Annotated in this window: 14 protein-coding genes and 1 pseudogene; 7 read left to right on the top strand and 8 right to left on the bottom strand. The window is 46.7% G+C overall.

The features are described from left to right. Positions 1-65: 65 nt before the first annotated feature. Both NYE48_RS27280 and NYE48_RS27275 read right to left on the bottom strand, forming a co-directional pair. Positions 66-188 (bottom strand): annotated as a pseudogene (locus NYE48_RS27280) (transposase); the annotation flags it as partial. Between the two features lie 40 nt (positions 189-228). After that, positions 229-615: a winged helix-turn-helix transcriptional regulator gene (locus NYE48_RS27275; protein ID WP_341000550.1), complete on the bottom strand. Its 387-nt coding sequence runs from the start codon at positions 613-615 to the stop codon at positions 229-231. A 201-nt stretch (positions 616-816) separates the two neighbouring features. Between NYE48_RS27275 and ahlS the strand changes: the two genes are divergently transcribed. After that, complete coding sequence (gene ahlS / locus NYE48_RS27270; protein ID WP_341000549.1) at positions 817-1665, top strand: AhlS family quorum-quenching N-acyl homoserine lactonase; 849 nt, start codon at positions 817-819, stop codon at positions 1663-1665. Positions 1666-2224: 559 nt separating this feature from the next. Here ahlS and NYE48_RS27265 read toward each other — a convergent pair. The 3 genes from NYE48_RS27265 to NYE48_RS27255 all read right to left on the bottom strand — a co-directional run bounded on the left by NYE48_RS27265 (position 2225) and on the right by NYE48_RS27255 (position 4820). Further along, complete coding sequence (locus NYE48_RS27265; protein WP_341000548.1) at positions 2225-3382, bottom strand: hypothetical protein; 1158 nt, start codon at positions 3380-3382, stop codon at positions 2225-2227. 103 nt (positions 3383-3485) lie between these two features. Continuing rightward, positions 3486-3749: a hypothetical protein gene (locus NYE48_RS27260; protein ID WP_341000547.1), complete on the bottom strand. Its 264-nt coding sequence runs from the start codon at positions 3747-3749 to the stop codon at positions 3486-3488. A 183-nt stretch (positions 3750-3932) separates the two neighbouring features. Further along, positions 3933-4820, bottom strand: coding sequence for a TetR/AcrR family transcriptional regulator (locus tag NYE48_RS27255; RefSeq protein WP_341000546.1), 888 nt, complete (start codon positions 4818-4820; stop codon positions 3933-3935). A 125-nt stretch (positions 4821-4945) separates the two neighbouring features. Here NYE48_RS27255 and NYE48_RS27250 point away from each other — a divergent pair, with 125 nt between their 5' ends. Both NYE48_RS27250 and NYE48_RS27245 read left to right on the top strand, forming a co-directional pair. Further along, a complete protein-coding gene (locus NYE48_RS27250) occupies positions 4946-5524 on the top strand; it encodes a hydrolase (RefSeq protein ID WP_341000545.1) in 579 nt (192 codons plus the stop codon). Positions 5525-5548: 24 nt separating this feature from the next. After that, positions 5549-7018: an MFS transporter gene (locus NYE48_RS27245; RefSeq protein ID WP_341000544.1), complete on the top strand. Its 1470-nt coding sequence runs from the start codon at positions 5549-5551 to the stop codon at positions 7016-7018. 1228 nt (positions 7019-8246) lie between these two features. Here NYE48_RS27245 and NYE48_RS27240 read toward each other — a convergent pair. Both NYE48_RS27240 and NYE48_RS27235 read right to left on the bottom strand, forming a co-directional pair. Beyond that, positions 8247-8540: a hypothetical protein gene (locus tag NYE48_RS27240; protein ID WP_341000543.1), complete on the bottom strand. Its 294-nt coding sequence runs from the start codon at positions 8538-8540 to the stop codon at positions 8247-8249. A gap of 63 nt (positions 8541-8603) precedes the next feature. Next, positions 8604-8867, bottom strand: a complete 264-nt coding sequence (locus NYE48_RS27235; RefSeq protein ID WP_341000542.1) for a hypothetical protein — start codon at positions 8865-8867, stop codon at positions 8604-8606. 357 nt (positions 8868-9224) lie between these two features. On the opposite strand from NYE48_RS27235, the gene NYE48_RS27230 reads away from it, so the two are divergent. Together NYE48_RS27230 and NYE48_RS27225 are read left to right on the top strand one after the other, a co-directional pair. Continuing rightward, a complete protein-coding gene (locus NYE48_RS27230) occupies positions 9225-9761 on the top strand; it encodes an RNA polymerase sigma factor (protein WP_341000739.1) in 537 nt (178 codons plus the stop codon). Next, complete coding sequence (locus NYE48_RS27225; RefSeq protein ID WP_341000541.1) at positions 9715-10800, top strand: DUF4179 domain-containing protein; 1086 nt, start codon at positions 9715-9717, stop codon at positions 10798-10800. The genes NYE48_RS27230 and NYE48_RS27225 overlap by 47 nt, the downstream gene beginning before the upstream one ends. Before the next feature lie 272 nt (positions 10801-11072). Here NYE48_RS27225 and NYE48_RS27220 read toward each other — a convergent pair whose 3' ends face one another. Further along, positions 11073-11924, bottom strand: a complete 852-nt coding sequence (locus tag NYE48_RS27220; protein ID WP_341000540.1) for an aldo/keto reductase — start codon at positions 11922-11924, stop codon at positions 11073-11075. 175 nt (positions 11925-12099) lie between these two features. On the opposite strand from NYE48_RS27220, the gene NYE48_RS27215 reads away from it, so the two are divergent. Further along, entirely contained in the window at positions 12100-12549 is a 450-nt protein-coding gene (locus tag NYE48_RS27215) for a MerR family transcriptional regulator (RefSeq protein ID WP_339322775.1), read from the top strand. Between the two features lie 439 nt (positions 12550-12988). After that, on the top strand, positions 12989-13558 hold the full coding sequence (locus tag NYE48_RS27210) for a TetR/AcrR family transcriptional regulator (RefSeq protein WP_339322770.1): 570 nt from the start codon (positions 12989-12991) through the stop codon (positions 13556-13558). Positions 13559-13628 lie beyond the last annotated feature (70 nt).

Raw genomic sequence — 13628 nt, 5'->3', positions numbered from 1 at the left:
CGTTGGGTCAGACAACTATCTTGGTGCCCAATACCGACGTATTGCAGCTCGCAAAGGAGGGCAACGCGTTTACCGGCGCTTTCGTTATGCCCAGGAACAAGTCCAATCCATGAGCAAAGGTGAGCAGCACTCGGAAATCGGGCACCTACATCCGTTCCGATTTCGGCAAGGATTTGTTCAGCGGTGCGACAAGTAAAAGCTTATATGGACCTTAACTTATTGAGATAGTTAATCATCACTGTAAGTTAGATCGAAGTTGACTCTTGCTTCCTCGACACGTACATAATTTTCTCTTCCCCATTGCCGTAGCTCTCTCATCGGCTGGAGTAAAGATTCCCCTAGAGGAGTGAGTGAATATTCAACCATTGGAGGAACCGATGGTGTGATATGACGTTGGACCAGTCCATCGCGTTCAAGCTTACGTAGGGTTTGAGTCAGCATTTTTTTGGAAATACCCTCGATTCTTCTCACCATTTCCCCGTAACGGATGCTTCCGTCTTCCATTGCGTAAATGATGAGCGCGGTCCATTTATTAGAGATAATATCAAGCACTTTACTGTAGCCACACACCGCAAGCGCGATGTTGGGGTGTTTTGGTTTGACCAAAGATGTCAAATGATTTCCCTCCTCTGCACCTTGAAGTTCCCAGGACACTTTAAAGTGCCTACTTATGTAGGTTTAGTTTATGCATTATTGTATGACTATATCAAGGGCAAAGCAAGCATTGAGCTTTACGCCAAAAGCGCCTGATTCATTACGAAGGTTGACATTTTGAACAGGATGATAACTAAATTAATCTAGTAGGAGGAAATGAACATGTCGAATATTATAAAGCCCCGCCCTAAACTGTATGTGATGGATAACGGCCGTATGAGCATGGACAAAAACTGGTTGATTAACATGCATAACCCAGCCACGGTTAGCAATCCTAACGCGGCGGCGCAATTTGTGGAATTTCCGATTTATACGGTGTTGATTGACCATCCGGAGGGGAAGATTCTATTTGATACGGCTTGCAATCCGAATTCCATGGGCGTTGAAGGACGTTGGGCGGAATCCACCCAACAATCGTCCCCTTGGGTGGCGTATGAGGAATGTTTTCTGCATAACAGACTAGAGCAGCTCCGTGTAAGACCTGAGGACATCCGATACGTCATTGCCTCTCATTTGCATCTGGATCATGCGGGTTGCCTAGAGATGTTCACGAATGCTACGATAATCGTCCACGAAGATGAACTGAATGGCACACTGCAGAGCTATGCCCGTAATGAAAAAGAAGGGGCCTATGTTTGGGCAGACATCGATGCTTGGATCAAAAACCATTTACAATGGAAAACGGTCAAACGCAATGAAGATTATCTCGATCTGGCTGAAGGAATCAAAATTTTGAATTTTGGAAGCGGGCATGCTTGGGGTATGTTAGGCTTGCACATTGAAATGCCCGAAACAGGCGGGATCATCCTCGCTTCGGATACCGTTTATACGGCTGAGAGTTACGGCCCTCCAGTTAAGCCACCGGGCATTATCTATGATTCAATCGGTTACCGGAACACAGTTGAGAGAATCCGTACACTGGCTACCCGAACAAACTCCCAAGTGTGGTTCGGACATGATGACAATCAATTCAAACAATTTCGCAAATCAACCGAAGGATACTACGAATAAGAAGGCGATCGCATTATCAATCAATAGATCATCCCAAGGTTAAGCTAACGGATACGATAGTTAAATCATCAAGAGGGCCTTAGCGAGATCATTTGCCATTTCCCTGCATACGATCTTGGCACGCTCACATTCACTTCGATCCGGGAAGAGCTGATTCATGGTTTGATCGGTAGTGAGAATTTTGTGGAGAGTAGGAATGCGGCTGGGTGCAACAAATTTTCGCGCTTGTTGTTTTTGGGTCACATCTTACCGAATTCATCGTATAAGCAGTGGCACTTCTCAACCAACTTTTTCAGGTTCCGGCCCTTTGGTGATAATCTAAGGATGTTACTGTTCATGTTGATAATGCTTCCTCCCTTTTTCGTTCCTATTCTTTCTTTATTATATATGTCGGTTGGGGAGAGTGCATTTTGGAAGGTGTATGACGCTGGTAGGCTATGTTACCCGTCTTGATCGAGTCAGAGAATTGGAAGGGAGGGGTGATCTCACCAAAACGAAAAAAAGAAAACCCGATTCCCAAATAGGAAGAATCGGATCTTCTCACCATGTCGGCTAGCGCCTACTTTTTCAACCACTCCAGCCATTTCGTGTTGACTTGTTCGAGGCTGCCAAACGTTTGAACAAAGGCCTTTTCCATCGTCGGCTGTGTGCTAGCCAGGAAACTGTTGAATTTGTCGCTACCGTAGGTTTCGTACAAGAATGCTGTAAACATGTAACCGCCGATATACTGTGTTTTCACGGAAATATTGTCTTTATAAATGATGATATGCTCCTGAGGCTTCTCAAGTATGATTGGCTTCCAGTGCATCTTGTCTTTCTTGAGATCGTCGGTACCTTTTGCCGCCAGGTATTCTGCTTGTCCTTCCTTGATCCACTGCATCTCTTCTCCACCGGTAAACCATCCTGTTTTATCTCCCCGGCGAATTGTTTCTTGTAAAAGAGTTTGCGGCGTGTGGAGGTATTCGTGCTTGAACAAATGGGTGAAGTAAGACGGGTCATCGTAGGTGTCTCCCGCGAGCGTACAGCACTTTTTCTGATAAGCGGACGGCGTCAGAACGTGAATCTCTGTCTTCAATACATTGTCAGTGCCATAGGTTTTATTATAGGCGTTTCCCTCATCAATATTATCGATCGCAACAGGATGCAAATAAATATAGATTGGATGAAGACCGTCGTTCAGAATGCTACCGATCTCTGGCACGAGAGATGCAAACTCTGTGGTTGCGACGTTGTAACCCTGTTCGAAATCGGCAGCGGCTTTTTCTACGTCCTTTTCATATTGCTTCGTGTATAGTAGCGTAAAATGCTTTGAATGATATTCCAACCAGCCTTCTGCCTTATTTTTGGTTGATTGTGCCTGGGCGAGAAGCTGCTTAAGAGTCGAGACCTGGCCTTGAAGCTTCTGAATTTGCGCTTTGTCCTGATCTTTCTTATAGCTATTGAACATGAAGGTGTTCGTCTTGGAGTCGAATGCATAATTTGCCTGGAAGACCGTTCCGATGGCTGGTGCAGCGATGTATGTAGTCCCGTTCTGAGCGATCGTTGCGGGAACCATTTTGTTTCCGACTTGAATCTTCCCCTTACTTGAAGTCATGTTTAGGGTAAACCCGTCCAGCCCAATCTTGAGAATGGGGTTCGTGGCTGCTGTGGCTACTCCGAACCCAAGCAAAAACACACAGATTAAGGCGACAATGACTTTGACTTTCGAAAACTTCATTTTCTAGTATCCCCTCTTTGTTTTTTTTCGACATCGAACAATAATTCTCGACATGTCAGGAAAATCCTTCCGTCTGGTTTGGGAAATTCATAATTCATTGGGGTTATTCCTGCTGGTTCTCTGGAACTCCCTTCTTGGCTCCATAAGCGATTAGCGCAAGGACGACGACAATGATGACAGTCCAGATGTAATGGTGTTTGATAAAGCCGATTCCTAACTCTACAATGGCGAAACCGATCATGACGCAGATGCCGAAAACGACGATCATGCTGTTGAACCCGCCGAAGGTAATGCTGAACATCCGATTCAGCACGATAAATAGGACAATACCAACAATGAGGCCGAGAATGATTCCGAATGTGCTCACTTGCAAATCGACCCTATACTAGAAATTTGGTCTGCAAAAATGCCGTGTCATAAGTAGTCCTTATTTCTTCTCCTTTCGTAATGGTGGCCGTACCCACGCAAGTAAAATGTCAAATTTGTGCGTCTCAGGTACTATTCGTACTATATCCTCATTATAAGAACGTATAAGTACCATTCCATCAGGCTAAATGCCCGAGAATATAATATTCCTTAACTGAACGACCAGACTTTTAAGTTCCTTCTCCCTCTCCAAATAGTACAGCGAGGCCTGTATTAACGAATGATTCGCTGCTTCCTTGTTAACCTCCGTCTGGATAAAACGGTAAAGCTCCCTTATTTCCGAACGATGTACGGCACCGGCCGGAATCGTGTTAATGGCTGTATCCATCTCCCGAAACAGTTCTGAAAGAATCTGCTCCTTCTCACTCTGGCGATCCTCGAATCCCCAGTTTAGATACCTCTCGAATGAAGCTTGGTTTAGCATAGGCTTAAGATCGGACGTCATCATATGCTTAACGAGCACATGGAGCTTGTCCAAGATGAACCTCGCCGTTTCCTCGAGTGATAACGACCTCTCCTCATATACAATCCAAAATAGATATTCCTTCAGAATCGCCCGATAGATGGCTACCAAATCCCATAGATACGGTTGGATTTCCTCGCCATACACATGCAGCAAGCACTCTCTATGCCATCGGATAAGCCGTCCCCTAACCTTGTGTCTGAGCGGCTGGAACTTGGGATCCTGTTGAATAGGGAGCTCAGTAAATTCGACCAGAATATGTTTGTATTCCATAAAGTAGCGGAATCGCAAAACGATCTGCTGAACAAACTGTTCTTCCGGCGATAGTCCGGGAAGGCGTGTTAGCTCATCGACTTGATCAAAATAGTTGTTATGACATTGATTAAATACCTCGCTAAAGAGATCCTCTTTGGAAGGAAAGTATTTATAGACCGATCCTTTGGAAATGCCGCAATCATCGGCAATATCCTGTATCGTCGTCGAAAGAAACCCGCGTTCCTTAAAAAGCCTCGTTGCTGATTGAACGACCTCTTCCCTTGTCACAACCATAAAGATGATTCTCCCTCCTTGACATACTATGAATCATAGTACAAAATATGAAACATGAAGTCAAATGACCATTTGTTCACGTTTTTTAATCTTCAGTCAAATAAAATAATGAGGAGAATGTCGGTATGGAAAAATTACTTGATCCGAAAAAAACAGCGCTGGTTGTCATTGATCTGCAAAAGTGGTTAGGGAACCAATACGCCCCTTATTCCGCCGAGCAGGTGGTATCCAACGCCGCCGTCTTGGCAGATGTATTCCGTAAGCAAGGCTCTATGGTTGCCCTGGTCCGGGTATCCAGCAAAGACCTGAAGGATATCCCTAAACCGAAGCTGGATACCCCTGCACCTGCACTGAATCTGCCTGAGGGATGGGATGAGATCGTCCCGGAAATGCGGGTCGCCGATTCAGACCACATCATTACCAAGAAGCAGTGGGGAGCCTTTTACGGTACAGAGCTGGACCTGCAGCTGCGCCGCAGGGGAATCGACACCATCGTCTTATGCGGTATCGCAACCGGACTTGGTGTTGATACAACTGCGCGGGAAGCGTTTATGCGTGGCTATCAGCAGATTTTTGCGATTGATGCGATGACCGGATTTTCCCAAGCCGAGCATGATTACGTGAAGAACTATATTTTCCCGCGCATCGGGCGTATTCGTACCACACAAGAAATCATCACTGCCCTTTCTGAAGCGGAATCCTAAGGCTATTGCAGGAGGTCGATCTCTATGAGCTCAAGGGGAAGACCCCAGAATGACCGGATGTACCCCTGGTATGTCCTATCCGTAACCAGTCTCGGTGCGTTTCTGGTTCTGATCAATATCGGAACGCTAAATGTCGCCTTGCCGGAAATAAGCCGGTATTTTCATGCAGATGCAGCAAGCTCCAGCTGGATTTTACTTTCCTACATGCTGGTCAACACCATTCTGATTTTGGTCTTCGGTCAAATTTCGGATATCTTCGGAAGAAGAAGGATGTACTTAATAGGATTGGCCGTCTTTACCGTAGCGAGTCTGCTTCTTGGCTATTCCCCGAGCGCAGATGTACTCATTCTTCTCCGCATCATACAGGCTGCCGGAGGAGCTCTCGTGGTGACGAACACAACGCCGCTGATAACCGATGCTTTTCCCAAATCGAAGCTTGGCACCGGTCTAGGCCTGAATATTTTGTCCGCTTCCATCGCGCAGGTGCTAGGCCCCGTCGCAGGTGGCCTGGTAACCACTGCTTGGGGCTGGAGGTGGGTATTCTGGTTCAATGTCCCCTTCGGGATCATCGCCTTCATCTGGGGCCTCCGGATTCTAAAGGAGAAGCCGCTAACAGAGCCTCGTACCCAAGTCGATCGATATGGGGGTATCTTGGTCTTTATCGCTTTAGCTGGTTTAATTATTGCTCTATCCAAGGGGGGAGAGTTGGGCTGGGGAGACAAGCAAGTGATTGGAGGTTTTGCTGTATTCGCGATCATAACCCCTATATTTTTATGGTATGAGCATCGATCAGCTTCACCTTTGCTGGATATAAGCCTTTTTAAAAATTGGATGTTCGGTATGGCGAATATCGCCACCTTCTTTCATTCCTTTGCTCGCACGGCTGTTGCCGTGCTTTTCGCGCTGTACTACCAATTTGCCTTCCATCAAAACGCACTTGATGCCGGTCTAAGGATTCTTCCAATTACGATAGGGATGTTGATTATATCCCCCATTGCCGGCTTGTTAACCAAGAGAATCGCCCTTCGACTCCTATCCTCGCTTGGAATACTCCTATCGATAGCAGGGCTACTGATGCTCTTATTCGTAATCGGGGGGAATTTCCCTTACGGGGCCACCGCATGCGGGATGCTGTTAATCGGGATCGGGACTGGCTTATTTCTTACGCCCAATACGATGGAGATCATGTCGTCCGTTCCTGAGAACAGCCGAGGGATGGCCAATGGGCTGCGGTCCATGCTCTATAACTTGGGCCAGGTGCTGAGTACGGCCCTTTCTTTAACCATTGTCAGTGCTGCCCTACCGGCCCATATGAAGAACGTGCTGTACTCAGGAAAAAACGCTGTGATTTCGAACGTTGATTTTGCTTTCATCCTTCACGGCTACCACTGGGTCATCATTGCATTGCTATGGACTTCCCTATTGGCCCTTGCAGCATCGTGGTTTCGTCCTCATCCGAAAAACAGAGCCTACGAGGGCTTTGGTAGAGTATAAAAAAACGGTAGAATCTTATAGTGTAATAAAACAGAAGTGTTACGTGCTTATTAGGATACTATTGAGTGGGCATATATAGGGGAAAATGAGCTTTTAAGATTCATAGCTTCAATATTTCTTCTTCGTACTGCATTTGAAGCGTAAGCCAGAGCTTAACGATCCTTTTGGCAGTGTACGCCCAGCATCGGTATACTACCATTAAAAATAAAGCATCCATAATGTTCCCCTGCTTGACCTCTATTCCTGACTCGTATTGGTTGCAGTGCGAAATTAGAACCGTCTGGCCAAGTACGCCCCTGTCCATCGCGAGGGTCATATATTTCAGCATGCAGTTTTTGTTCTGGGCGGCACGGTTCGCATCTTTAAGTATAATGAACAGGGCAGAGAAATTACCCGCGCTGTGTAAACAAGGTGATGATTTGGTGAGAGAAGGCCTTCTTGAGGAGGGCAAGAATAAGTATGTTGCGGCCTTCCGATTATTGCCGGAAAAACATCAAGAATGGGAGGCCGCAACGTGGATCTATGTGGCTATTGGGGATGTCCATTATGGAAGATGACCCAAAGTACCGTGAGTTTCTGGAGACAAAAATAGAGATTTGAAGTTCCATGATTAGAAAAACATTATTGATACAGGGAAGGAGCGCCAGTTTCTGAGCGTTATTGTAACTGTCATAGAGTCCTTGAGAAGCTCTTATGAAAACTTCTTACTAAGATAACAGCGCGCCGACCGTTCGTTGATAGTAAGATCAAGTTCATATCTACAAAAAAGGAGCTGCTACGGTAAGCTCCTTTCGTATTTTTCGCCGATAGCTCCGTTAAGCTGAACCGTATCATAAATAAGGGCAAGTTTTTTTGCGGAATTCCTTGCGGGCATGGATTTGTATATATGTGTGCAGGTCTCGGGCTATGGAAACACTGAAAAGGTACATAGGGTTATCATTTTTTGATGGAACATCCTCGTCACATCCCACGGAAGGAACAGGACTTCATGGACGGAGGATGGTCCCCGAGATCTCGCTATATCTCACTTTTTCTTCTGCGTTCCCTATGATCCGGCAAGATTGCCTATCGATTAGGCATCAATTCTATATGCTAGTTAATAATATCTATTTGTAATTGGGGACTTTTCGTAGAAAAAAAGAGCCTGGGCTTGTACCAGGCAGATGGAGGCGGCAACAAAAGCGTCAGTTGCGCCCAAAGCGGCAAGACAGTACTTTCGCTTTTTTCTCTATTCTTGGTCGGCAATGTTTCCCGGGGTTGTTGAGAGAAAGGGGTCATCGTACAGACAGTGGAAAGGCTCGCCCAGTTCTTTCACCCAGCGGACGGCGCTGGGAAGGTCTCCTCCGTGAAAAAGAGGGGCATCCCCGAAGCTTACGTCTTCCCAAACAAAGTCCGCCGTCTGTTCCTGCTCGTCGACGGCGAGGAAGAAGTCAGAGCCGTCAACATAGGGATTCGTTCCTGTTTGGGCGTCCGTAGTTCGCAGGACAACGCGGACGCGGTGCGTCGGCTTCCGATCAGTCATTGGCTACGTTTTCGTCTTGATCGAACGTTTCTTTCAACTTCTGGAGAATCAGTTCGTTTGCCGTCAGTTTCTTTCCGCTTGATTTTTCAGCCGTTGTTCCACCTCCTCATCGTGTACTCCGGCCTGTGTGAAGAACGTCATCAGGTAGTCGTTGTCGTACAGCACCGCGACTTTGTACGCTTGAAGGATTTCGCCAACATCGAGCAGTTCGGCGTACTCGGGGCAACTGCCCAGCAGTCCGCTATTTTCGCGCTTGAGCTCGACATTGCCGAGATCGCGGACGTTGTCCCCCGCTTCGAGAACTACGATGTAGCCGTGCTTGTCCAACCGAAACTCGCTATCCTCCTCAGTTCGTCCCTTAATTGTAGAAAGTAGTCGTCGATCAGGTCGAGGAGCTCCTTAGGAAGTGTTCCACCTTGGCGCAGGACGACAAGGTCGTGAGGGGTCTTGATGATCTTCATTTCTGAATCCCTCCTGAAAAAGAAAATACCCCTTCGAAAAGGGGCTTAGAGCAAGATCAAGATTATGATATATGTCTTGAAAAGTGTTTGAATCGGTTCTTCGTTAAAGGCAGGTCTTAAATACAGACCGACGCTCAATCTAATATAGGTAAATTTTATATGAAACTTTTCCTGAGTTCATTTGTCATTATGATAGGAAGAGGGTGAGAGTCAATTGGAAAAGATGGATCAACTTAATCAATGGATCCGGGATTACAATGACCGATTACGTTATGTCGCATACACATACGTGCGCGATCATAACAGGTCAGAGGATATTGTGCAGGAAGCAATGGTGCAAGCGTATCTCTCGATTAGACAATTAAGAGATCCTGAGCGTCCGTACCCGTGGCTGGTACGTATCGTTATTAACCTGTGTCTGAATACAAAACGCAAATATCGGAGAGAGCAACCGACTGACCTTCTGCCTGAGCAGAGGAGTAAGAGCACGGAAGACATTTACCTGCAACAGAGCAGGGACAAGGAAGTTTATGCAGCCATCATAGATCTGGACGAGAAATTTCGAACGCCGATCATCTTGTATTATTTTGAGGACTTGTCGGTCAGGGAGATCGCTTACGCCCTCCAGTTAAGTGAAGGTGCAATCAAGACACGGCTGGCGAGAGGGAGAGAGCAGTTGAAGTCAATGTTAACCAGAGGGGAGTCGGATGATCTTGGAAATTCGTATTCGTCAAGCAAAGCCAACCTATATACACGCTGATCCGGAGCGCACGGCTGAGGCGGTTATGGCAAGACTGCAGGGGATGCCCAAGATCGGTCGCGTGCAACCGGTCAGACGCCGGGTGCGCACAGCAAGTTTGATCACAGCGTCTACAGCAGTGGTGTTATTATGCATCCTTGGCGCAGGGTTCGTCAATCCGGCAATGGCCAATGCATTGAGCAAGTTGCCGCTAGTTGGCAGTCTGTTCGTCGAGGCAGGCGATACCGGTTTGAAGACTGCGTCCAAGCAAGGTATGACCGCAAAGATTAATGCGAGCGAGTCGCATGATGGCGTAACCTTTAAAATATCCGAGATGATGTACGACGGGACCCGTATGTCCATGGTGCTGACCAGGGAAACGGACGATGGCAAGAATCCGCCTCTGAAGAAATGGACGAATGCTACGCTCGAGGAATTGACGGAAATGTGGAAGAGGCAGGGTAAAGAATCCAGCATGATCGAAGTTCGGGCGAACGGCAAGAAGCTGAAAGTGGCAACGGCTCTGGCTTCAGATATTCTACACCACAATTCGTCCATATTGACGATACAGCCGTCTGTTTCGGAGACGCATACGACTTCGTTTGAATTGCCAGATGCGTTCAATCTGGAAGTAGTGATTCGGGATGCAACTATTGGGCAGTATTTTACGCTATCATTCCCGGTCAAGAAAACAACAAGCCAGTCGATCGTACTAGCATCCGAGGAGACGAAGTCCTACAACGAACTAGCCATGCGTATCACAAAGCTCGAGATGACAGAGGCTACCTCGCAACTAGAAGTAAACCTTTCCGGCAAAGTGGATGCAGAGATAGGAGACTCCCTCCAGTACGACATACAGAATGAACGCGGGGAATACGCCAATGTTATGTCCGGAAGCGGTAGTCCTGGAGCAGACTCCGGGACGTATGTGAGCACGGTCGAATTTACTCCGTTCCCTAGTTTTCCGAAGATGGTCACGGTCAAACCATACCTCTTGAAAGAAGGAATGGGCAAGGAATACATCCCGGAACTAGAATTTACGCTTCCTGTGAACAATTAGCAAACAAAAGAAGGGGCCATCCCATGTGGATGGCCTTAAAACTTGCCGTTACTGACAGTGCGGTGAACCATATCATAAGTAGGGCGAAGCAAACGTTCTAAAATACCATGAAACAGAGATCTCGACCATTTGCATTCCCCTTAGCATGCTTTGGGGCGCGAAATACGTTCCATGATTAAAGCTAACTCTAATACAAGAAAGTACAGGGCATCAGCCCTGTACTTTCTTAATAGATGGAGATATACGCGTAATGAATTTGTGTTTCAGCGAGGTTACAGATCGACTCTCCAGCTGCCCATCATCTTGGCGACTTCTGGGTCGCGGTACGATAAGAAGAGACTTTCCCGCGTATCGAGGGTGGAAATTTGTTTCATGTCATCCGCGCTTAACTCAAAGTCGAAAATATCGAAGTTTTCTACGATCCGCTCTTTGCGCACCGATTTTGGAATGACAACGACTTCGCGCTGAACAAGCCAGCGCAATACGACTTGGGCGACGGACTTGTTGTGTTTAACAGCAATCGAGGTCAGCAGTTTGTTGCCGAACATGTTGCCCCGTCCTTCAGCGAACGGCGCCCACGACTGGTGTTGAACTCCCTGCTCTTTCATAAAATCGGTGGTCTCCGTCTGCTGATAGAACGGATGCGTTTCAATCTGGTTGACGGCGGGCACGATTTCATTATGCACGATGAGATCCATCAGACGGTCGGGCAGGAAGTTGCTGACTCCGATTGCCCTAATTTTGCCTTCACTGTACATCTCTTCCATTGCACGCCAAGCACCGTAGTAATCGCCGAACGGCTGATGTATAAGGTACAGATCGAGATAGTCGAGTTGCAGCTTCTTCAAGGATTTAGCAAACGCCAGCTTGGCACTCTCGTAGCCGGCATCCTGAACCCAAAGTTTGGTCGTAATAAAAAGCTCCTCTCGCGGTACGCCGCTGCGCTTAATCGCGCGTCCGACCGCTTCCTCGTTCAGATAACCGGCGGCGGTGTCGATTAGGCGGTAACCGGTCGTTAGTGCTTCATATACTGCACGCTCGCATTCCTCGGCATCAGGAACCTGGTAGACCCCGAAGCCGATGATCGGCATTTTCACTCCGTTGTTCAACGTTACGGTTTGCATTGTAATTCCTCCTATTGTTCAAATAAATAACGGCAAACGGCAGCGAATCCCGTGGGGACGGTACTACAGAGCGGAGATTCCGTTTATAACCAATTTGCGTTACAATCAGCTTAGAACCTTCGCGTTACACGAAGTCAAGCTGTCTTTAAAAATTGTTTTCCTAGGAGGATTCTGCATGCATACGGTTAAAGACGCCGCCCAGATAACAGGACTCACCGAGCACGCCGTGCGCTTTTACACAGATAAAGGTTTGGTGCCGAGTGTACAGCGCAATGAGAATAATATCCGGATGTTCGATGAAGAATCGATCAACTGGCTGCATGGCGTCAAATGCCTCAAGCAATCCGGGATGCCCATTGAACTCATAAAAAAGTACATCGATTTATGCCTCGAAGGGGATTCGACCATTCCTCAGCGCTACAAACTCATGATGGAGCATAAAGAGGCGGCGCTTGCTAAGCTCGAGGAAGCTAAACTGCACGTTGCCCATTTGGAGGAAAAAACAACCCTATATCAGGACATTCTAGAGCACCGCTCTCCAGATACGACGAATCCCGGCAACTGGGACAGAATTCTTCATATGCATAGTGACGTATTTTATTCGCCATCTGTTCGTAAAGCATGAGGGATATATAGTGGGTGACGGGTAGAAAGCATATGTATAACGGACAGGTGCCCATCTGAACCGATTGAAATGAAGATGTATGACAGACCGTTGTCATATTATAAAGAACAGCGGAAGGGAACCCCCTTAGTATTTTTCACCGATAGCTCCGTTAAGCTGAACCGTATCATAAGTGACGGCGGAAAATTGGGGTTCTTTACTGCCGTCCTCACGGTTCAGCCCGACGTTGCCGAGGTCGCGGACGTTGTGAGTGCCCCGGCTCGACGCAGGAACTTAGTTTCAGAATATGTGAAACTGTGATGATCATTTTACAATTAAACGGGAGCTGAATCGTCAAATTATCCATTCATTGTAGTAAAAAGAAAGGGGTGGTACTATAGAACTGCCTCATTAAAAGGCGGAGTTTTCTCATTTTTATAGATAGGTCAGGTGGTTATAAATGAACAAAACCTATAAATCGGCTCGTCAAAAAATTTTGGACGTAGCTTCTGAGTTATTTTATAACGAGGGAATCCGTGCCGTAGGTGTTGATAAAATTGTGGAAGTATCCGGAGTGAGCAAAGGTACGTTATATCGTCATTTTCCTTCAAAAGATGATCTGATTATCGCTTACCTAGAAGAACAAAATGAAAGTTCGTGGGTTCTATTTGAAGATGCCATCTCTGTCTACGAGGGGGCGCCACGTATGCAAATATTAGCGATAGTGGAAAGTGTTAAGACATCGTTGACAGAACCTAGAAATCGTGGTTGTGTTTTTTTGAATGCCCAAGCCGAATTTTCAAGCGAGCATCCTATCCAAAATCTTGTTCAAGAGCGTATCCATAAGTTAAGGAATCTCCTACAGCGTCTCACAAAAGAAGCCGGGGCTACAGACGATACATTGGCTGACCAGCTTCTGCTGCTCATTAATGGCGCTTTATCCACAGCACCGATTATGGGAGCAGACATTGCAGGAGAACAATTAAAAAAAGCATCGGTCAGCCTAATCGATCTGCACCTTAACCAATAGTTGTGCAGCGTCTGCCCATTCTCTCTTCTTTCTTGACATTGGACAAAGCTATACTTTAAAATGAACAGAA

Origin of the sequence: Paenibacillus sp. FSL M7-1455 (genome assembly GCF_038004655.1) — a bacterium.
In the GTDB taxonomy this organism is placed as follows: Bacteria; Bacillota; Bacilli; order Paenibacillales; family Paenibacillaceae; genus Paenibacillus_AQ; species Paenibacillus_AQ cookii.
This window is presented reverse-complemented; position numbering and strand designations above follow the sequence as displayed.

What these genes read in the sequence shown, in the direction of transcription:
- ahlS (WP_341000549.1), top strand. Translation starts at nt 817, where the DNA reads ATGTCGAATATTATAAAGCCCCGCCCTAAACTGTATGTGATGGATAAC.
- NYE48_RS27265 (WP_341000548.1), bottom strand. Translation starts at nt 3,382, where the DNA reads ATGAAGTTTTCGAAAGTCAAAGTCATTGTCGCCTTAATCTGTGTGTTT.
- NYE48_RS27255 (WP_341000546.1), bottom strand. Translation starts at nt 4,820, where the DNA reads ATGGTTGTGACAAGGGAAGAGGTCGTTCAATCAGCAACGAGGCTTTTT.
- NYE48_RS27250 (WP_341000545.1), top strand. Translation starts at nt 4,946, where the DNA reads ATGGAAAAATTACTTGATCCGAAAAAAACAGCGCTGGTTGTCATTGAT.
- NYE48_RS27245 (WP_341000544.1), top strand. Translation starts at nt 5,549, where the DNA reads ATGAGCTCAAGGGGAAGACCCCAGAATGACCGGATGTACCCCTGGTAT.
- NYE48_RS27240 (WP_341000543.1), bottom strand. Translation starts at nt 8,540, where the DNA reads ATGACTGATCGGAAGCCGACGCACCGCGTCCGCGTTGTCCTGCGAACT.
- NYE48_RS27230 (WP_341000739.1), top strand. Translation starts at nt 9,225, where the DNA reads ATGGATCAACTTAATCAATGGATCCGGGATTACAATGACCGATTACGT.
- NYE48_RS27220 (WP_341000540.1), bottom strand. Translation starts at nt 11,924, where the DNA reads ATGCAAACCGTAACGTTGAACAACGGAGTGAAAATGCCGATCATCGGC.
- NYE48_RS27215 (WP_339322775.1), top strand. Translation starts at nt 12,100, where the DNA reads ATGCATACGGTTAAAGACGCCGCCCAGATAACAGGACTCACCGAGCAC.
- NYE48_RS27210 (WP_339322770.1), top strand. Translation starts at nt 12,989, where the DNA reads ATGAACAAAACCTATAAATCGGCTCGTCAAAAAATTTTGGACGTAGCT.